Consider the following 18,826-nt stretch of genomic DNA (forward strand, 5'->3'; position numbering starts at 1 on the left):
CGTCGACTGCCGGCATCACCCCGGCTCTCACCCCTTCCACATTCGTTCTTTTCTGAATATCATCCCGTTCCCAACAGTCGTGCGAGTCGAACTATTGGGAGACTAAGATGACACCAATAACTGCGAACCCGATCCCGGCAACTCTCGTTACTGTGACTTTTTCTCCGAGGACGACCATACCGATGATGGCCGCGACGACGAAGTACATCGCACCGAGCGTAGAGATGGTTGTCGTCGACCCTCTGGAGAGACCGACGTACATCGAGATGAGGCCGATTCCGGTGAACAAGCCGGCCGTGCCAGCGAGCAGTCCTCCTTTCGCATTGATGGCGAGCGATGCGTCCGAAACGAGGATGAATCCGAGCGCGAGGGGTCCCGCAACGAGATAAGAGATCGCGGCGGCCGTCCTCGGGTCGATGGACTCCGACGCAGCGTTGCCCAAGACCACCCAGATACCCCACGTTACCATCGTAATCGAACCGAAGAAGACGGCCGAATCTATCTCGGGGAAACCCATTGGTGTATTATCTACATCGGCCCTCGGAAAACACCTTTCCCTTTACTATCTGTGGTCGTTAAACAGCCTCCGTTCGAGAAGAGTGCGCCTAGTGCACGGATCTGCAGCACCGCTCACCAGCCATGACGATAGCTGATCGCGACGCTGCCGTTCAGCACGTGGATCTCGACAGGTGAGAGAGCCGTGACGTCGAAGAATACGAAGGGGGGTCGCTTATCGCGCTCAGAGTCGGTAACTGGGCCCGTCGTCGCTGTCTTCGACCTCGACGCCGAGTTCGGTCAGCGCGTCGCGGAGCGCGTCGGCCCGCTCGTAGTTGCCCGCCTCGCGTTCTTCTTCGCGCACGTCGAGCACGAGTTCGACGAGGTCGCCCGCGAGCGACACGTCGCCGTCGGCCGACGCCTCGCCGAAGGTGAGTCCGAAGACGTCGCCGCCGAGTTCCTCGAACGCCTCGATCGTCCGGCGAAGCCCCTGGTAGTCGTACTCCGCGGAATCTTCGAGGTGGCGGTTGCTTGCGGAGGCGAGTTCGAGCAGCGCCGAGATCGCCTCCCGGACGTTGAAGTCGTCGTTCATCGCCGCGGCGAACTGCTCGTGGGTCTCGTCGACCGTCGTTCGGAGGGCTGCGTCTTCGACCTTCGTGCGGGCGTCGACGCTGTCGCAGGCCTCGACGGCGGCCTCGTACGCACGTTCGAGTCGCGACCAGCGCTCCTCGGCCTCCTGCATCGCAGACTCGGAGAACGTCTGTTTCGATCCGTACTCGGTGGAGAGATAGAACGTCCGGACGACGTTCACGCCGAACTCCTCGAGCGCCCCCGAGACGGTGAAGAAGTTGCCGAGCGAGGAGGACATCTTCTCGCCTTTCGTCTCCAGCAGGCCGGTGTGGAGCCAGTAGCGGGCGAACTTCTCCCCCGTCGCGGCCTCGCTCTGGGCGATCTCGTTCTCGTGGTGGGGGAAGACGAGGTCGTGGCCGCCGACGTGGATGTCGATGGTCTCGTCGAGATGGGTCATCGACATCGCCGAGCACTCGATATGCCAGCCAGGTCGCCCTTCGCTCCACGGCGAATCCCACGTCTCGCCGTACTCCTCCTCTTCGTCGACGGGGCGGTCGTCCTTGCGGTGTTCGGCGACGTCGTCGGGGGAGACCGCGCCGGCCTTCCAGAGCGCGAAGTCCGCGGCGTGGCGCTTCTCGGAACGCTCGCTGGCCTCGCCCTGTGCCTCCATCTCGTCGACCTGCTGGTTCGAGAGTTTGCCGTACTCGGCGAACTCGGTCACGTCGAAGTAGACCGACCCGTTGGACTCGTAGGCGTACCCCTTCTCGACGAGCGTCTCGACGAGGTCGATGATCTCGGGGATATGTTCGGAGACACGGGGGTACACCTCCGCACGCTTGAGATTGAGGCCGCGCATGTCGCGGATGACCGAGGCCATGAACTGTTCAGCGACGGCGGCCTCGTCCGCGCCAAGGTCGTCCTCGCCGGCGCGGGCGGCGATCTTCTCGTTGACGTCGGTGAAGTTCTCGACGTGGTGGACCGTGTACCCTTCGTGTTCGAGCCAGCGGTGCATCACGTCGGCGTGGGTCCAGACGCGAGCGTGGCCGAGGTGGGCGTCGTCCGAGACCGTCAGCCCGCACACGTAGAGCAGGACGTCGTCTTCGTCACCGGGCCTGAACTCCTCGCGCGCTCTCGTGAGCGTGTTGGTCACGGACAGTGTCATCGAGAGAGGGTTCCGCCGCGGGTCGCTTGAACCTGTTGAACGTGTGCGACCGCGGTCCGGTGGTCACGCTGGCACCGACTCCAGCGCCGACTCGACCACTCGCACCGCGGTCGCTCCGTCGCGGCGGCCGACGACGACCAGCAGCGTCTCGCCTGCGACGGCGGCGGCGTCGACGGCGACGTCGTCGACCGCGAGGCGTTCGAGGACGGCGGCCAACCCGGCGGCGTCCACCTCGCCCGTCGCCAGCACGGCCGTCTGCGACCCGCCGTCGGCGACGGACGTCCCACCGAGTGAGAAAAGCGGCTCCGTCTCGTTGCGCTCGTCGCCGTCGCCGCTCTCCGCAGTGTCGACCTCGACCCCGCTCTGCATCGTCACGCGGACGCGACGCTCCTCGGTCGCGTAGTCGTCGAGGTCCTCGGAGAAACGCCGCAACGCCGTCGCGACGGCCTCCCGCTCCCCGTCGAGCGCGAGGAAGTCGGCGGCGGCGGTGTGGTTGACGACTCCGGCCCGGAGGGCGTCGCGGAGGAACGGACGTTCGCGGACGGCCTCGCGCGTGTCGGCGGCGAGTGACATGGGCGAGCGATTCGCCGGCGGGAGTAAAAGTGTCTCGGCGAGCCACGAGGAGCGACGTCCACTGAACTGAGTTTCAGTAACTCCGCGAACAGAAATGTAGTTCAGATTATCATTATGGTGCCGGGGGTACACTGTCTAGCTGTGATGAAGCGGAACGAGACGACCCCGAACCCGGTGTACAGACCCGGACAGATACTCGTGGCGACGGGGGTCACGTTCGCCGCCGTCCTGACGTTTCTCGTCGCGGTCGCGAACCCGGTCGCCGTCGCGGGGGCGGTCGCGGCGGCGGGCGTCGCGACCGTCGCGACGACGCTGACACTCGACTACCGCCGGAAGGTGGGACGGACGCGCGAGCTGTGCGTCCCCCGGACGGGCGTCTGCGTCGAGGCGTGAACTCCACAGGCAGCCGCCGCTGACCGAGTCTCTCGGCCCTCCCATTCCGTTTGCGAAGTCACTAAGGCGGTTCCGTCCCTGGTTTCGGACATGAGTCAAGCGCTGGTCATCGTCGCCCACGGGTCGCACCTCAACCCGGACTCCGCCGCGCCGACGCACGCGCACGCGGACACCATCCGCGAGACGACTGCGTTCGACGAGGTGAAAGTCGGCTTCTGGAAAGAGGAGCCACACCTCCGGGAGGTGCTCCGCACCGTCGAGTCCGACGAGGTGTACGTCGTCCCGTTGTTCGTCAGCGAGGGCTACTTCACCGAGCAGGTCATCCCGCGAGAGCTCCGGCTGGAGGGGTGGAACGTCTCGGAGTGGGACTCCGACGGCCTCTCGGCGGACGACGTCACGCTCACCGCCGCCGACACCGGCCAGCAGGTCACCTACTGCGGCCCGGTCGGCACCCACGAGTCGATGACCGACGTCATCGTCCGCCGTGCCGAGACGGTCACCGGCGATCCCGACGTCGGTCCGGGGTTCGGTCTCGCGGTGGTCGGTCACGGCACCGAACGCAACGAAAACTCCGCGAAGGCGATCGAGTACCACGCCGAACGCATCGAGAAGTCGGGGCGGTTCGACGAGGTGCAGGCGCTCTACATGGACGAGGAGCCGGAGGTCGACGACGTCACCGACCACTTCGAGTCGCCCGACGTCGTCGTCGTCCCGCTGTTCATCGCCGACGGCTTCCACACGCAGGAGGACATCCCCGAGGATATGGGCCTCACGGACGACTACCGGAAGGGGTACGACGTCCCCGCCGAGGTCGAGGGACACCGCATCTGGTACGCTGGCGCCGTCGGCACCGAGGGGCTGATGGCGGATGTCATCCTCGAACGCGCCGCCGAGGCCGGTGCGGACGTCGGCGAGGCCGTCGAACTCGTTCGCGAACGCACGCGGAACGTCTCGGCGATGGAGGCGTGAGATGGGGAGTGCACGCACCCAGTTCGAGGCGCTCCGCGAGGCCGCGGCGACCGGCCCGGGCGTCCAGTTCGACGGTCTCTACGTCCACGCAGGCGACGAGGACTACGACCGCGATGGCGGCTACACGTTCGGCACGCCCGAGGGCGAACGCTCGAACCTCTCGGAGTCGGCGTTCCACGCCGCCGCCGAAGAACACGCGAAGTACGTCTCGAACTGGTACTTCTGGACCCACGTCGTCGGCGGGTCGAAGCTCAAAGGCGGCGTCGACGTCGGCGAGGACGGCCACCACCGCCGCAGCTTCCTCCGCTGGCTCGAACTGGCCGACCAGACGCAACACGACGTCCCCGGTCGCTACGAGGCGCTCCAGGGCGGGCTCTCCCATGAGTGGGGCGAGCTCCAGATCACCGCCACGCTCGGTGAGGACGGTCACCGCCGCTACGAGATCCGCCACGAGGACGACGCGGACGCCGACGTCTCCGAACTCGACAGCTACGCCGACCCGCTGGACGTGCGGGAACTGGTCAAGTACGACGACCGGGGTCGCTACCGCCCGCTGAAGACCGCCCCGACGCTCCAGACCGGGTGGGTGTTGACAGATCTCGACCAACGCGAGGTGTTCGAGGCCGTCGACGACGTGATCTACCCGGCGACGGTCGTCAACTGGAACCTCGAACGGCACGGCGAACTCGACGTCGACCACTGGGAGGAGACGATCGGTCGGCAGTCGGGTATCTACAGCGTCGTCCAGACGTGGAACCGCGGCGAGGGCCACGAACACGTCGACTGGGTCGCCGAGAGCTGCTGTGTCGACTCGCAGTGTCTCAAGCGCCGCGAGTGGCAGTACGACGAGGAGACGGAGCTCGACGTCGACGGCGGCGACGGCGTCTTCCCCTGTCGAGAACCGTGTTCGATCGTCGTCGCCGCCGCTCGAAAGTGGACCCGACTGGAGGGCGAGGAGACGAAGACCTACGAGTTCGACCTCACCGAGAGCGAGAAAGAGCAGGTCGAGGAGATAATCGACGCCGTCGCCGACGGACGCGCCGACGAGATCCGGGAGGCCGACGTCTACGACGGTGCGAACCGCTACCGCGCGCGGTTCCTCCGCGCCAAGCGGTTCGACGAGGCGGGGAACCTCTCGGGAACGTCGACTCGCCCCGAGGACGGAGAGAGCCACGGGACCGACGGCGACGACGACCGCGACGAACACGACGACGAAGAGTACGACGACGACTGATCGCCGAGCGGAGCGGGCCCATCCTCACTCCTCGGACTACGATCTCGTCTGTAGCGCGAGCGCCACGAGGACGCCGCCGATGACGACGCCGACGCCGAGGAGTATCACGGCGTTGTCGACAAGGAGACCGACCACGAGCGCCAAGAGGAGGAGGAGTCCGCCGATCGCGACGACCGGGACCCCCCCATCCGACGATGTCGAGGACATCCCGGCGAACTGCTCGCTCAGCGACGGCTCACGCTCGGCGGGGTCGCGGCGCTGTGGTTTCCCGAGCTCCTCGTCGACGTCGACGCCGTGGTTCTTCTCCTCGAACGGCTCGATAGTGACGTCGACGTAGGTCGTCTCCGCTCCGTAGCCGGTGACGATCTTGAGCTTCCCGGTCACCGGTTCGTCGTCGGGGTCGACGTCGACGCGGACGGTCTCGGTCGACCCTGCGTCGACGTAGTGGTTGCCGCCCGCCAACTGCGCGACCGTCGACAGCGTGTCGTCGAGATGGAGATGGATGTGGACGGCCTCACCGTGGTTCTCCAGAGCGACGTAGAACGCCTCGTCGGTCGTGTACGTCTTCGGGGCCGCAACGTCGTGCAGGCGGTCGCGGTTGAGGTCGACGGTCAGCGCTGAAGACACGTCTGCCGAGACACGGCGGGAGACGAAAAAGGTTCAGGACCTCAATCGCGCATATCCGGCGGCAGCAGGTTCGGGATCCCGTCCTCGATGGGGTAGCGCTCACCACACTCCGTACAGACGAGCGTCCCCTCGAGCACCTCGGTGTCGTCCTGCTCGTCGATCTCGAGGTCGAGGTCGTGTTTGTCCATCGGGCAGCAGATGATGTCCATCAGCGACTCCTTCATTGTCGCAAGCGAGGGACGGACCGGTCAAAAACGTAGGGGTTCCAGCCGAGCGGCAGCGCCGTCTCGTGGCTCCCGGGCGGAGGCGGCCGTCCGATGCGCCCGTCCTCAGGCGTCGGGGCGGCGGTAGCCGACGACGAACCAGGCGCCGGCGGCGACGACCCCGGCGGCGACGACGAACACCCAGAACGCGCCCCACGCCGCCGTCGCGAGGCTCTCGCTCCAGACGCCGACGGCGATCCCGACGAGCGTCGCGACCGCAAAGGGGGCGAGAAAAACCGGGTCCGTCCACTCCCCACCCGCGTTGTAGTACTCCACGGCGTACCCCCAGAGGTTGCCGACAGTGAACTGGAAGACGAGGAGTGCGAGCAGGCCGGAGACGACCGCCTCGAACCAGTCTGCGAACGCGTAGTCGCCGGCGCGGAACAGCGACAGGCCGGTGCCGACGAGGAAGACCGCGACCAGTACCGCGTGCCACGGTCGGAGACGTGTCTGGAGGGACATACGCCGAATCGTCGTCGAGCCGATAAGAACGTTCCGGACGGGGGGCCGACGGGTCGCGCCGAGTGGTCGACTGGCGGCTCCGAGTGCTTCCGAGCGTCGACGACGTCCGGCGACTCAGTTGTCGAAGGGGTTCGTCAGTTCGACCGTCTCCGCGCGGTCCGGGCCGACGCCGACGGCGTACACGGGCGCGCCGACCTCGTCGCTGACGTAGTCGAGGTAGTCGCGGGCGGCCGCCGGGATGGCGTCGTAGCCGTCGTCGGCGACCTCGGTCCAGTCGACTTCGGGCCACGTGTCGAACTCCTTCAGGACGGGTTCGCAGTCGCCCCAGCGTTCGGTCGTCGCGGGCATCGTCTTCAGCTCCTCGCCGTCGAGGTCGTAGGCGTGGCCGACCTTGATCTCGTCGAGGCCGGCCAGCACGTCGAGGTGGTTGACGGCGATACCGGTGAACCCGTTGACGCGGGCGGCGTGACGGAGCATCGGCATGTCGAGCCAGCCGATCCGGCGCGGCCGACCCGTGACGGTGCCGAACTCGCCGCCCTTCTCGCGGATGTAGTCGGCGAGGTCCTCGTCGTCGCCGGTCAGTTCGGTCGGGAGCGGACCGGTGCCAACGCGCGAGAGGTAGGCCTTGACGATACCGACGACCTCACCCTGTCCGACGACGGTCGGGCCGACACCGCTGCCAGTGGACGCGCCGCCTGCGGTCGGGTTCGAGGAGGTGACGTACGGGTAGATGCCGTGGTCGATGTCGATCGACGTCCCCTGTGCACCCTCGAACATGAGGTTCGCCCCGTCGTCGAGCCGCTCGCCGAGGTAGTCGCCGGCGTTGACGGTCATGTCCTCCGACTGGAACCGCTCGCCGATCTCCTTGTACTCCTCGTAGAGAGCGTCGACGTCGAACTCCTCGCCCGTCTCGATGCCGAACACCTGCTCGGCGAGCGCCTTCTTCTGCGGGACGACGTACTCGAGTCGCTCACGGAGCACCTCGGGGTCGAGCAGGTCGCCGGCGCGGATGCCGCGCCGACCGGCCTTGTCCTCGTAGGTCGGACCGATGCCGCGGCCCGTCGTGCCCGCGTCGAGACTCGAGTCGCTCTTCGCCTCCTCCTCGATGCCGTCGAGAACGCGGTGGTACGGCATGATGATGTGGGCGCGTCGAGCGACGCGTACGTCGGGGTCCAGACCCCGCTCGCGTAGCTGGTCGAGCTCGTCGAACAGCGTCCGCGGGTTGACGACACAGCCGTTGCCGAGGATGCCCACCTTGTCGCGGACGGCACCGCTCGGTACGAGCGAGAGCTTGTACTCCTCGCCACCTTCGACGACGGTGTGGCCGGCGTTGTCGCCGCCCTGATACCGGACGACGATGTCGGCGTCTCCGCCCCAGAGGTCGACGAGTGCACCTTTGCCCTCGTCACCGAGCTGAGAGCCGACGATAGTTACGGTCATATCCGCCGCTTGCTTCTGTCTCACCTACTAAACCGGTTACGGTCCTCGGCCGTGAGCTATACACGTCTGTGTGGTTTCGTGTTTAGACACCAGAGAGACTACACAGGCTCGTGTATCACTCTCCGGTCGTGCCCGTCGTCACGATCGCTAACCCGAAGTGTTAACTCCACTCATGAGAAACGTCAGAATCAGTCGTCGCGTCGTCGTCTCCGACAGCAACTTTTAAAACCCTAAAAGACAAGTTAACAAATGGCATGATAGACCGACTTGAGAAGGAAGTGGATATGCTTGAACGCCACTTGCAGGTCCTGAAGATGGTCATTGAGAGTGAACCGATCGGCATCGTCAAGATGTCGAACGAGACGGGCTACCCGCACCACAAGGTGCGATACAGTCTGCGCGTGCTCGAGGAGGAGAACCTCATCGAGCCGTCGAGTCAGGGTGCGATCACGACCGAGCGCACCGCCGAGTTCGTCGACGAGCTCGACGACAAACTCGACGACATCGTCGACAAGCTCGGCTCGATGCGCATCGAGGACGCCGCAGAGATCGAAAGCTAACCTCGCAAGTGGGAGGGGCTTAGAGCTCCGGCACGTTCAGGTGGAAGTCCCCGTTCCGAGTTTCGACTAAACAGAGATGGAACCCCTGTTTTCTAGATAGCTTCACGAAACTCTTCCGTCGCCCGCGACTGAGCAGTCCCCCGCCGGTCGCGTCGGCGGCGGTCTCCAGCGCGGCCGGCTCGAAGTAACTCGCCGTGACGAGGAACGCCGCCCCGAGCGACTCGTTGGACTCGCGGAGGCGACTCGCGTTCTCGATGAGCGACGTCATCGTCTCCTCGGTGGCCGGGTCGCGCGAGTCGTTGACGTTGGCGACGACCAGCGGGTTCCCCATCCGGTCGCGTAGCACCACGTCGAACGTCTGCTGTTCGCGGTGTTCCTCGCCGCCGTCGGTGTACTTCAGCGTCACGTCGCCGTGTATCTCCGCCCGGTCCACCTTCGGGATCGCGTCGAACAGTTCGTCGAGATGTCCCTGGTTACCCGTCTCGCGGATCTCGTACAGTAGGTCCTCGACGGCCCACCGGACGAACCCGTACTCGATGCTGTCGTGGAGGAACGTCTCGTAGGAGTCGCCGTCGACGACGACGCCGTCGGTCTCGAACCCGGTGTGGTGTTCGAGTCTGAGGTTCTCGTTGACCGCGGCGCGCTCGCTCTCGCCCTCGTGGGCCTTCTCCAGCGTGCCGCCGCTCTTCGTGCCGTACCGGACGAACAGGTTGGTGCCGTCGAGCGCTGCCTCGGCCGACATCGACTCGGTCGCCGTCTGCGGTGCCGACGACGCCGACGACTCCGAGCGGGCCGCCTCTAGCTCGGTCTCGAGCCGTTCGACCTCGGCTTCGAGTTCCGAGACGCGCGACTGGAGGCGCTCGACCTCCTCGCGGTAGTCGTCGCGCTCGGCGGCGACGCGCTCGCGGGCCGTCTCGAGTTCTTCCTTCGCCTCCGTCGCCGCCTGCAACTGCGCTTCGAGTCGGTCGACGTCGCCGCGCTGTGACTCTCCCTCCTCGTTCGGCCGTTGTTCCGGTCGGGCCGCCGACTGCGCGTCCGGTCGGCGTCGTTGTTGCGTCGACGACTGTGACCTCTGCCGCCGTCGTTTTCGCGCCCGTTGGCTGATCGCTGCCGACGAAGGGGACGTGGCGTCGGAGTCCTCTGCGTCTCCCGTCCCGCTCTCCTTCGGGTCGAGCGCCGGGATCGACGTCGCCTCGCGCCACTCGGCTTCCTCCGAGAAAACGTCCTCGTCGGCGTCCGAGGGCGTCGAGGCGACCGTCGTGTCTGCCGACGCGTCGTCCACGGCGGCGTCGTCGGTGAACGGGGGGGTCCGATCCTCGTGTGCCGACTCGGCGGCCGCCTCCGGTACCGGCTCGGGCGTCGACGCCGACTCCCCTGCGATCGAGTCGGCCCCACCGACGGGGTCCGACTGGTCGGCCGCCGCTCGGGGGACGTCCGTCGGCTCCGCCGGCGTCGTCTCGCCGTCGTCCGCTCTCTCGGACCTCTCGGTCGCCGTCTCCGCCGGAACTTCGTCGTCGGAGACCGTATCGCCCGGGTCTGGTTCGTCTCTCGGCGCGTCGCGTGCGACGTCGGCAGTCGACGTCCGTTCGTCTGCCTCGGCAGCGACGTCCGACTCGGCCGCGGGGGAATCGGCGTCGGAACTCGCCTCGCCCGGCGCGTCGGGGGCGTTCGACGCGTCGGTCGCGTCCCGGTCGACGGCGGCGCTTCCCGTCGGTTCGTCGCGCCGTGGCGGTTCGGGTAGCTCGACGATGTCGACGCTCGCCTCGTTGACGCGGTAGATCCCCACCTCGTCGTCGGCGCGCTCGAACGCCTCCTCGCCCGCCAGCAGCGTCCGGTTGTTGCCGACGAAGGCGACGCTCATCGACTTGCCGCCGTAGTAGACGACGTAGTAGTCGCCCGAGAGGACGTTCTCGGAGAGTTCGACGTACCCCGTGAAGTTACCCGAGGAGAGCGTCGCGTCCGCCGCCGAGAGCGGCGTGTCGTTGGAGTAGTACTTCGCTCGCGTCTCGCTGTCGCCGGCCTGCATCGCGTACAACAGCGGCAGCGCCGGGTCCGGCGCGCGATACGCGGTCGCCTCCGCGTCCGCGAACGCCTCGATATCGCCGTCGAAGACGCCGATGACCTTCCCGTTGAGTACGAACGCCCAGACCGACCCCTCGCTGACGGCACCGGTGAACTCCCGGTCGGCGAGGTCGTGGAGAGCGCCGTAGCCACCCGAAACGGGCGTCGACTCCCACTCGGCGACGACGTCGATTATGTCACTGTCCATTTGTCACTATGTCCCGTCAACCTGACTAAATAGTTTCCGGCACGGATATGATGAATTTCAGATAGCTTCGGCGGTCGTTCGCGACGGAGTCAGCCCACTCGGCGGTAGCTCTTTCTCCGCCCCGTCCGACGGTCGACCGTGTCTCGTCCCGAGGAGTTCTCCTTTCGACGCTATCTCGCCGCCAAGCGGACGGTCGACGACCGGGCGCTCCACCGGCCGACGCTCGACCGCCTGACCGAGACCGTCGCCGGTCGCGACCCGCTCGCCGTGATCGAAGTCGCCGCCGGCGTCGGAACCGGTCTCCAGCGGCTGCTCGCGTGGGACCGTCTGCCCGACCGGCTCGACTACACGCTCCTCGACCGCGACGCCACGAACGTCGACGCCGCCCGTAAACGACTGTCGTCGTGGGCGAGCGACGTCGGCTACGCCGTCACCCGGCGCGACGGGACGCTCGAACTCGCCCGCGGGAGCGAGTCGGTCGTCATCCGCTTCGAGACGGCCGACGCACTGGCGTACGCGGATCAGGTCGACGGACGGTTCGACCTCCTCGTCGGGCAGGCGTTTCTCGATCTCGTGGACCTCGCGGACGGTCTTCCCGCACTCTTCGACCTCGTCGCCGACGGCGGACTCGCGTACTTCCCGATCACGTTCGACGGCGTGACGGCGTTCTCGCCGACGCCCGACCCCGAACTGGAACGGCGCGTCCTCGACGCCTACCACGCGACGATGGACGCGCCGGACCGCGCCGGCGGGAGCACGACCGGTCGGGAACTGCTGGCCGCCGTCCCCGAGGCGGGCGGAGAGGTCGTCGCCGCCGGTGGGTCGGACTGGGTCGTCCACCCGCCGTACCCTGTCGACGAGGCGTACTTCCTCCACCACCTCGTCGACACCGTCGCCGGCGCGGTCGACGGCGACGTCGACGACGCCGACCGGCGGACGTGGGCCGCGGACCGACACGACGCCGTCGCTTCCGGTGAGTTGCGGTTCCTCGCGCACAACGTCGACGTTCTCGCCCGAGTCGTTCGGTGACGTCCGCGCCGCCGTCGACCGCCGAGTCTCAGAGGGAGTGTCGTCGAGCTCGATAGCCTTCTCCCGTAAAAACCGACGACAGGAACCGGCCGGGCTCGCCGTGCTCCGGCTGGCTACGATAACCCGATCAGTCTACGGTCCGTTCGCCGGAGTCGCTCCCCGCGTCGCCGTCTCTCGCTTCGTCGACGAGCCGCCCGGAGACGTAGAGCCAGTCGCGGCCGAAGCCGAGGAGGAGCGCGCCGCCGAAGAGTGCTGCGCCCCACCGTCCCAGTGCGGGCGAGACGACCGGCGTGAGCGCGGCGGCGACGAACGCCATCTGCAGGCCGGCGAGCAGCCGTCTGCTCGTCCGCGGCGGGAGGTCGGCCACGGGGAGCGCCCGGTGCTCGCGGAGGCGGACGGCAGCGACGAAGGCGTAGCGGGCGAGGCCGACGGTGAGATACCACCACGGGAGCTGCCCGGCCGCCATCGCGACGACGGGAGCGACGAGCAGGCCGGCGGCGTCGAACGCCACGTCGAGCCGCTCGCCGAGGGCGGTCGTACGGCCGAGTCGGCGGGCGAGCGCGCCGTCGACGGCGTCGAGCGCGGCGGCCAGCCCGTACAGCAGCGCCGGCAGCCACGCGAGCAGCACGCCGCGTTCGGTCCACGCGAGGAGAATGAACCCGGCGACCCACGCGAGCAGCACACCCCGAGCGAGCGTGACGAGGTTGGGGAGACCGAACCAGTCGGCCGGCATCGCGTCGGCTTCGGGCGGCCGGTTGTCGTCGAACCCGGCGACGAGACGGCCGAACACGCCCACGAGCGTCGCGATCGCGAGCGTCCCCCACCGGAGGGCGGCAGCGGTGCCGACGAGCCGCGCGAGGCCTCCCCCGACGACGACCGTCGCCACGACGGCGACGACGGCGAGAACGAGCGTCCGCCGCCACAGCCCGCGCCGGTGGCTCTGCGGCTCCGCTCGTGAAGAACGGTTCACAGCCGAGAGACGGCGCGGTCGCTCTTAGTTCTACGGCGGTGGGTGGAGAAAAAGACGTGTCGGATCGGTCGAACCAGTCGAACCAGTCGACCCGGTCGGATCGGTCGGCGACGTGCTCAGTCGTCGCCGTCGTCGTCCTCGTCGTCCTCGTCGTCGCGCATCTGGGCGAGTTTGCCGATGAGGTCCTCGTTTGACGCGCCGGCCTCGAACTTCGACTCCCCGTCGTGGTCGTGTTCGTGGGTCGCGACCGCCTCGCTCTCGTCGAGGTCGGCACTACTCTGCTGGTTCTCCTGTTCGGACTCGTCGTAGCTGCCAAATCCCATACTGTACTCGTAGCGGTCTACACCTATAACGCCCCGGGTTCACCGGAACGGTGGGACGTAGTGGCACCACGCAACTTATCACGCTGGCCGCCGCTCCACGGATAGATGTCTCGCCGACAGCCGTCGAACGCGCCCGTCGTCGCCCGTTTGGCCGGTCACGCCGCACCCGTCGTCACCCTCGGAGCGATCCTGCTCGCGACGGTCGTCTCCGACACGTTCGCGTGGACCGACAGCGCCCTCTCGGATCTCGGCGTGGCGGCCGCTACCGCGCCGCTGTTCAACGGCGGTCTCGTCGTCGGCGGACTGCTCGCCCTCCCGTTCGCCTACGCGCTGTGGGTCGACGGACGGGGACCGCTCGGCCGCCTCACGGCCGTCGCGTTCGCGCTCGCGGCGACGACGATGGGTCTCGTCGGCGTCTTCGTCAGCGGTCATCCGCTCCATCTCCCGGTCGCGCTCTCGTTTTACCTCCTCGTGACGGCGACGCTCGTCCTCGACGGGGTCGCACGCAGGACCCGGCGAGCGGGGCAACTCTCGGCGCTGCTCGGCGTCGCACATCTCGCCGGATGGGTCCTCTGGGTCAGCGGTTCTCGGTTCGGTACCGGACTCGCCGTCCCGGAGTTCGTCGGTGCGGTCGTCTTCGCCGCGTGGATGCTCGGACTGAGTCCGTCGGGCTCGTCGCGGTGACTCGGCGACCCGTCGGTTCGGCGTCGACCTCGGCGGCGTGCTCCTCGGCCGAGAGGCGGGCGTCTGGATGTTCGCGGTCGTCGGCGGTGGTCTCGGACGCGTTCGTGCTCTCGTGTTCGTCCCGAGGAACGTCACGCTGGAACTGGAGACGAAGTTCGACGCCGAGGACTGAAACACTCCTACCCTCTACTAAAGGTTGTAAGTATTGGGCCACTCCGCTTAATGCCGCTAGACACGCAGCTTCAGGTGCGGTTCGACAACCGCCCGTCAAGGTCGGATGGTGTCGAACCGTGGCATTCCGGCGTCCACGCAGTGCAGGTTCCACGGCCTGCACCCGTGGATTCGCTTCGACTCCGTGTTCTAAGGATGCTCTCTACCGACGCGAGCGTCGTCGCTCGACGCCGAAGTGGGCCAAAGAAGGGACCGCGCGTCTACTGCAGTGCGCCGCCGAGTTCTGCGCCGAAGTACAGCACGACGACGAGGAAGATCCAGACGGCGTCGACGAAGTGCCAGTACATCGAGGCGGTCGTGACGGAGACGTGACGTTCGGCCGAGTACTGTCCGCGGAGCGCGCGGACGAACACGATGCCGATGAGCACCGCACCGAGCGTCACGTGCAGCCCGTGCAGGCCGGTCAGTCCGAAGAAGGCCGAGGCGAAGATGCCCTCGGTGAGGGTGAACCCCTTGTGGACGATGAACTCGTAGTACTCGAGCACCTGGCCGCCGATGAAGACGGTCCCGAGCACGAGCGTCGAGAGCAGTCCGAGGATGAAGCTCCGGCGGCTCTCGTTACGGAGCGACACCTCCGCCCAGTGGAGCGTGAAACTCGACGCGACCAGCAGCGCGGTGTTAGCCAAGACGAGCGAACTCGTCAGTTCGGGGAGCCCTGCCGGCGGCCACGTCGCTCCTGCTCGAATGTAGAAGTAGTAGCTGAACAGCGCGCCGAACGTCCCGAGTTCGGAGCCGAGGAAGGCGATCATCCCCCAGCGGAGTCCGGACCCGTGGTCGTCGCTCGCACCGCGTTCCCAGAAGTTGACGATGAACGCGTGGTACAGCCACCCGTAGATACCGACGAGGAAGATCCCGACGCTGGCGATGCCGACGGCCGGACCGGCGACGGGAGTGATGAGCGGGTCCTCACCGTTGCCGATGATGTACAACGCGGCGGCCAGGTAGATGCCTGCTCCACCGATGGCGGTGACGAACGGCCACCAACTAGCCTCGCCGAACCCGCGCGGCCAGTCCTCGACGGCGGGGAGATGGTGTCCGTGGTCGTCGTGTGAATCTTCGGTACTCATACGCGTGGGTTCCAGTTCGACTACCAAAAATCCTCCCAAGCGCGTCGCCCGGAATCCGCGACGGAATGCGGCATATATTGCCACATCACCTGGTACGATCGTCGTATTCGGCCGTCGTTCCGCAAGCTACACTTAGTCGACCGCCCGAGTTCGGATACGAACCTACGCCCGGGTCAAAAGAGACAATACCGTCCTGCCGTAATCTCTGCCGTTGGCTCGGTGCACACTCATCAACTCATGACACACCCGTACTCGGTCTCGCGTCGGTCGGTCCTCCGGGTGCTGACCGTCGGCGGTCTCGGCTCGGTCGCAGGCTGTCTCGGCGGGTTCGAGACACAGTCCGCCTGGCGTGACCCCCCGCTCGTCGAGAACCGTCCGAGCGCAGTCTACGTCCCTGCAGTCACCGAAGGGATGAAGCTGTACGGTCAGAAGACGGCAGGGCCGTACGGCGTCGCACTCACGTACTCGTACCCCCACCGTTTCTGGACGGTCGCAGGCACCGACCGGACCAAAACCCCCGTTCAGAGCGAGGACTCGATCCATCTGATGATCTCGCTGTGGGACGACGAGACGGAGACCGTCCTCCCGCTCGACGCCGGCGTGAGTATCGAGATCACGAAGGGAGGGAGTCTCGTCTCGCAGGAGGTCGCCTATCCGATGCTCTCCCAGCAGATGGGGTTCCACTACGGGTCGAACTACGAACTCGACGGCGGCGGCGACTACACCGCGCGGGTTCGAGTCGGGGGCGTCGGCCTGAACCGAACCGGGTCGTTCGCCGGTCGGTTCGAACAGGTCGAGACGGTCGCGTTCGACTTCACCTTCGACACCGACGACCTCTACGACGTCGAGATCACCCGTCTCGACGACCGGAAGGGGACGAGAGACGCGATCGAACCGATGGAGATGGGGTTCCCGGTCGGCCGTGCGCCCGCGGTCGACTCGCTCCCCGGACGGAAGCTCGGCTCTGCCACGAGCGGCGACGCCGTGTTCCACGCGTTCGCCGTCGACGACGGCGGCCGGTTCGGCGTCGACGGCTCGTATCTCTACGTCTCCGTTCGGACGCCGCACAACGGGATCGTCGTTCCGATGATGGGGCTCGAGGCGACGCTGACGCGAGACGGAGAGCGCGTGTTCGACGGGACGCTGGCTCGCACGCTCGACCCGTCGGTCGGCTACCACTACGGCACAGCGGTCGACGCCGTCGAGTCCGGCGACACGCTCGAACTGACCGTCGCGGTTCCGCCGCAGGTGGCCCGCCACGACGGCTACGAGACCGCGTTCTTCGAGATGCCGCCGATGACGCTGAACGGTTCCTAACACACCACATGAACGAGACACGCCCGACACCGACGCCGGAGTCGACACCAGACGCAGCCGACGCTCCGTACCGCTGTGACATCTGCGGCGGAGCGTATCCGACGGAGACGCTGTTGATCCACCACCGCGGCGTTCGTCATCCGGACGAACTCAGCGAGACGGAGTTAGACCAGTACCGCGATGCGTACGAAGAAGAGGAGTCGCAACTCCGACGGTTCCGTATCGTCGCACTCGGCGGCATCGTCCTCCTGTACTTCGGGTTCCTCTTCATGTATGCCATCTTCGCACTCTGATATGGACTCCCGAGACGACACACCGTCGCGATCGGTCGCCCACCTGACGAGTTGGCTCGTCGTGGTCGCGCTCGCCGCCGTCGCGTTCGTCGGGACGGTCACCGCGAGCAACGCTGCCGTCGGACTCGACGGCGCGTCCCAGGAGTCGCTCAGCATCCCGCGGTGGCTCTACGTCGCGACCGGCGGGGCCGTCATCGGAGCGTCCGGTCTGTTGGCGAGTTTCGTCACCGACCGGCGGTTCATCGAGTCGATCCACTCGTGGCGACGGTCGCTGGGCGACGGTCGGACCGTCAGACGGGGTGGCCGTCTGGCGCTCTCGGTGCTGGGTCTCCTCCTCCTCTCTCTCACCGTCTTCCTGGGGTTCACCGGGCCGCAGGTTCCCACGGTGAACTTCGCGATCGTCCTCGTCTTCGCCGGGATGCGTGCGGGGTTCACGATGACGACGTACCTCTTCGGGAACGTCTGGCCCGCACTCAACCCGTGGCGGACGGTCGCCGAGCTGCTCCCGAAGGGGTTCGTCACGTATCCCAAGCGGTTCGGCCGGTGGCCCGCAGTCGCCGGACTGCTCGCTCTCGTCTGGGTCGAGACGGCGACCGGGGTGACGAGACTCCCGTCGTCGCTCGCGACGGCGCTGGTCGTCTACTCCGTCCTCACGGTTGCTGGCGCGGTGCTGTTCGGCCCCGACGACTGGTTCGACTTCGTCGACCCCGTCTCAGTCTTCTTCGCCTTCTACGGCCGGGTCGCCCCCCTCACGTGGACGCGCGAGGGTCTCCAGCTCCACCTGCCCGGGATGCGACTCGTCGAAGACGGCTTCGTCGACGAGTTAGCCGATGTCGCGTTCGTCGTCGCCCTCGTCTGGGAACTGACGTTCAGCGGGTTCGTGACGACGACGGCCGGCGCGTCGTTCGTCGAAGGACTCGCCGGGCTCGGCCTCCCGCCGCTTCTGATCTACGGCGTGAGCTATCTCGGTGGGTTCGCCGCGTTCCTCGGCCTCTACCTGCTCGCCGCCCGGTTCGCCGCAAACTACCTGCGAACGTACCGTTCCGCCCGTGAACTCGCCGTTCGGTTCGCCCCGCCGCTGCTCGCGATCGCTGCGGGCTATCATCTCGCACACTACTTCGGGTTCTTCGTCTCGCTCTCCCCGTCGCTCGTCACCGTTCTCGTGTCGCCGTTCACGCCGTCACCGAACCCGCTGGTGCTCTCGCTCCCGGCGTGGTTTGGGAGCCTCAACGTCGTCTTCGTCCTGCTCGGCCATCTGTTCGCGGTCTGGGCCGCTCACTCCATCGCCTACGGACTCTTCCCCAGTCGGTTACAGGCGATCCGGAGTCAGTACTCGTTCGTCCTCGTGATGATGCTGTACACTGCACTGAGTCTGTGGCTCATCTCGCTGCCGACGACGCAGCCGCCGTTCCTCTGACGGCCGACGGGAGAACCGCCCGCAGTTCCAGACGGGAGTCACTTCCGCTCACACCGTCTCGTCAAGCGCTCCGGCCGTCACTCCTCGGAGACGTGCTGGCCCCAGAATCCGCCGTGTTTGGTGACGACGAGGTCGCCGTAAACGCGGGTCTGACAGGCGAGTCGGAGACCGCTGTCGGGCGAGTGCGGGGGGAACGACAGTCGCCGCCGCTCGCGGTCGGTGAGGTCGTTCACTGCCGGAGCACCCTCGTTCTCGTCCGGAGCAGCAAGTTCGACGGCACAGGTACCGCAGGTGCCGTGCCCGCGACAGTTCAGCTGCTGTGCCCGACCGTTGTGTGGCGTCTCGCCCGCGGCCAGCAGTGCGTCGCGGAGGATTGTTCCCTCGGCACACTCGACGGTGGTCCCCTCGAAGTCGACGGTCGGCATGGTGTAGTGTTAACGCGTCTCGTCCAAAGACCTGACGGTTAAATAGCCCGAAC

General features: G+C 66.9%; 22 protein-coding genes. 10 read left to right on the plus strand and 12 right to left on the minus strand.

Annotated elements, in window-relative coordinates:
* Positions 1-91: 91 nt before the first annotated feature.
* The 3 genes from BSG17_RS15770 to BSG17_RS15780 all read right to left on the minus strand — a co-directional run bounded on the left by BSG17_RS15770 (position 92) and on the right by BSG17_RS15780 (position 2,800).
* A complete protein-coding gene (locus BSG17_RS15770; RefSeq protein ID WP_089825801.1) occupies positions 92-517 on the minus strand; it encodes an EamA family transporter in 426 nt (141 codons plus the stop codon).
* Between the two features lie 222 nt (positions 518-739).
* The gene (gene cysS, locus BSG17_RS15775) at positions 740-2,227 is read right to left on the minus strand and encodes a cysteine--tRNA ligase (protein WP_089825803.1); all 1,488 of its coding nucleotides are present in this window, start codon (positions 2,225-2,227) and stop codon (positions 740-742) included.
* A gap of 63 nt (positions 2,228-2,290) precedes the next feature.
* A complete protein-coding gene (locus BSG17_RS15780) occupies positions 2,291-2,800 on the minus strand; it encodes a DUF7523 family protein (protein ID WP_089825806.1) in 510 nt (169 codons plus the stop codon).
* 144 nt (positions 2,801-2,944) lie between these two features.
* Here BSG17_RS15780 and BSG17_RS15785 point away from each other — a divergent pair, with 144 nt between their 5' ends.
* From BSG17_RS15785 to BSG17_RS15795, 3 genes are all read left to right on the plus strand, one after another.
* Complete coding sequence (locus BSG17_RS15785) at positions 2,945-3,193, plus strand: hypothetical protein (protein ID WP_089825808.1); 249 nt, start codon at positions 2,945-2,947, stop codon at positions 3,191-3,193.
* 90 nt (positions 3,194-3,283) lie between these two features.
* Positions 3,284-4,162 carry a CbiX/SirB N-terminal domain-containing protein gene (locus BSG17_RS15790; RefSeq protein ID WP_089825810.1) on the plus strand — a complete coding sequence of 293 codons (879 nt, stop codon included), beginning with the start codon at positions 3,284-3,286 and terminating at the stop codon, positions 4,160-4,162.
* 1 nt (position 4,163) lies between these two features.
* The gene (locus BSG17_RS15795) at positions 4,164-5,396 is read left to right on the plus strand and encodes a DR2241 family protein (protein ID WP_089825812.1); all 1,233 of its coding nucleotides are present in this window, start codon (positions 4,164-4,166) and stop codon (positions 5,394-5,396) included.
* Between the two features lie 36 nt (positions 5,397-5,432).
* Here the strand turns inward: BSG17_RS15795 and BSG17_RS15800 are convergent, their stop codons facing one another.
* The 4 genes from BSG17_RS15800 to BSG17_RS15815 all read right to left on the minus strand — a co-directional run bounded on the left by BSG17_RS15800 (position 5,433) and on the right by BSG17_RS15815 (position 8,188).
* The gene (locus tag BSG17_RS15800; RefSeq protein ID WP_089825814.1) at positions 5,433-6,023 is read right to left on the minus strand and encodes a DUF7524 family protein; all 591 of its coding nucleotides are present in this window, start codon (positions 6,021-6,023) and stop codon (positions 5,433-5,435) included.
* Positions 6,024-6,064: 41 nt separating this feature from the next.
* On the minus strand, positions 6,065-6,247 hold the full coding sequence (locus BSG17_RS15805; RefSeq protein WP_089825816.1) for a methytransferase partner Trm112: 183 nt from the start codon (positions 6,245-6,247) through the stop codon (positions 6,065-6,067).
* 105 nt (positions 6,248-6,352) lie between these two features.
* Complete coding sequence (locus tag BSG17_RS15810) at positions 6,353-6,748, minus strand: hypothetical protein (RefSeq protein WP_089825818.1); 396 nt, start codon at positions 6,746-6,748, stop codon at positions 6,353-6,355.
* Positions 6,749-6,862: 114 nt separating this feature from the next.
* Positions 6,863-8,188: an adenylosuccinate synthase gene (locus BSG17_RS15815; protein ID WP_089825820.1), complete on the minus strand. Its 1,326-nt coding sequence runs from the start codon at positions 8,186-8,188 to the stop codon at positions 6,863-6,865.
* A 254-nt stretch (positions 8,189-8,442) separates the two neighbouring features.
* Between BSG17_RS15815 and BSG17_RS15820 the strand changes: the two genes are divergently transcribed.
* Positions 8,443-8,748 (plus strand): hypothetical protein, encoded by a 306-nt coding sequence (locus BSG17_RS15820; RefSeq protein WP_089825822.1) that lies wholly within the window; start codon positions 8,443-8,445, stop codon positions 8,746-8,748.
* Positions 8,749-8,767: 19 nt separating this feature from the next.
* Here BSG17_RS15820 and BSG17_RS15825 read toward each other — a convergent pair whose 3' ends face one another.
* Positions 8,768-11,017, minus strand: coding sequence for a DUF7527 domain-containing protein (locus BSG17_RS15825; RefSeq protein ID WP_089825823.1), 2,250 nt, complete (start codon positions 11,015-11,017; stop codon positions 8,768-8,770).
* Between the two features lie 138 nt (positions 11,018-11,155).
* On the opposite strand from BSG17_RS15825, the gene BSG17_RS15830 reads away from it, so the two are divergent.
* Entirely contained in the window at positions 11,156-12,046 is an 891-nt protein-coding gene (locus tag BSG17_RS15830; RefSeq protein ID WP_089825825.1) for a hypothetical protein, read from the plus strand.
* A gap of 127 nt (positions 12,047-12,173) precedes the next feature.
* Here the strand turns inward: BSG17_RS15830 and BSG17_RS15835 are convergent, their stop codons facing one another.
* Positions 12,174-13,016 (minus strand): CDP-alcohol phosphatidyltransferase family protein, encoded by an 843-nt coding sequence (locus BSG17_RS15835; RefSeq protein WP_089825827.1) that lies wholly within the window; start codon positions 13,014-13,016, stop codon positions 12,174-12,176.
* A 116-nt stretch (positions 13,017-13,132) separates the two neighbouring features.
* Complete coding sequence (locus tag BSG17_RS15840; RefSeq protein ID WP_089825829.1) at positions 13,133-13,339, minus strand: DUF5786 family protein; 207 nt, start codon at positions 13,337-13,339, stop codon at positions 13,133-13,135.
* Positions 13,340-13,444: 105 nt separating this feature from the next.
* Here BSG17_RS15840 and BSG17_RS15845 point away from each other — a divergent pair, with 105 nt between their 5' ends.
* Together BSG17_RS15845 and BSG17_RS28310 are read left to right on the plus strand one after the other, a co-directional pair.
* Positions 13,445-14,023, plus strand: coding sequence for a DUF998 domain-containing protein (locus tag BSG17_RS15845; RefSeq protein WP_089825831.1), 579 nt, complete (start codon positions 13,445-13,447; stop codon positions 14,021-14,023).
* A 37-nt stretch (positions 14,024-14,060) separates the two neighbouring features.
* On the plus strand, positions 14,061-14,195 hold the full coding sequence (locus BSG17_RS28310; protein ID WP_280141186.1) for a hypothetical protein: 135 nt from the start codon (positions 14,061-14,063) through the stop codon (positions 14,193-14,195).
* A 259-nt stretch (positions 14,196-14,454) separates the two neighbouring features.
* Here the strand turns inward: BSG17_RS28310 and BSG17_RS15850 are convergent, their stop codons facing one another.
* Positions 14,455-15,321, minus strand: a complete 867-nt coding sequence (locus tag BSG17_RS15850) for a cytochrome c oxidase subunit 3 (protein ID WP_089825833.1) — start codon at positions 15,319-15,321, stop codon at positions 14,455-14,457.
* A 237-nt stretch (positions 15,322-15,558) separates the two neighbouring features.
* On the opposite strand from BSG17_RS15850, the gene BSG17_RS15855 reads away from it, so the two are divergent.
* The 3 genes from BSG17_RS15855 to BSG17_RS15865 are packed head-to-tail and all read left to right on the plus strand — an operon-like array spanning position 15,559 to position 18,348.
* Entirely contained in the window at positions 15,559-16,638 is a 1,080-nt protein-coding gene (locus BSG17_RS15855) for a DUF7350 domain-containing protein (RefSeq protein ID WP_089825835.1), read from the plus strand.
* An 8-nt stretch (positions 16,639-16,646) separates the two neighbouring features.
* A complete protein-coding gene (locus tag BSG17_RS15860; RefSeq protein WP_244531555.1) occupies positions 16,647-16,931 on the plus strand; it encodes a DNA-binding protein in 285 nt (94 codons plus the stop codon).
* A 1-nt stretch (position 16,932) separates the two neighbouring features.
* Complete coding sequence (locus BSG17_RS15865; protein ID WP_089825837.1) at positions 16,933-18,348, plus strand: hypothetical protein; 1,416 nt, start codon at positions 16,933-16,935, stop codon at positions 18,346-18,348.
* Positions 18,349-18,425: 77 nt separating this feature from the next.
* On the opposite strand, the gene BSG17_RS15870 is transcribed toward BSG17_RS15865, so the two are convergent.
* Positions 18,426-18,773 carry a 2Fe-2S iron-sulfur cluster-binding protein gene (locus BSG17_RS15870; protein WP_089825839.1) on the minus strand — a complete coding sequence of 116 codons (348 nt, stop codon included), beginning with the start codon at positions 18,771-18,773 and terminating at the stop codon, positions 18,426-18,428.
* Positions 18,774-18,826: the final 53 nt, after the last annotated feature.

The organism is Halogranum amylolyticum (assembly GCF_900110465.1).
GTDB classification, from domain to species: domain Archaea; phylum Halobacteriota; class Halobacteria; order Halobacteriales; family Haloferacaceae; genus Halogranum; species Halogranum amylolyticum.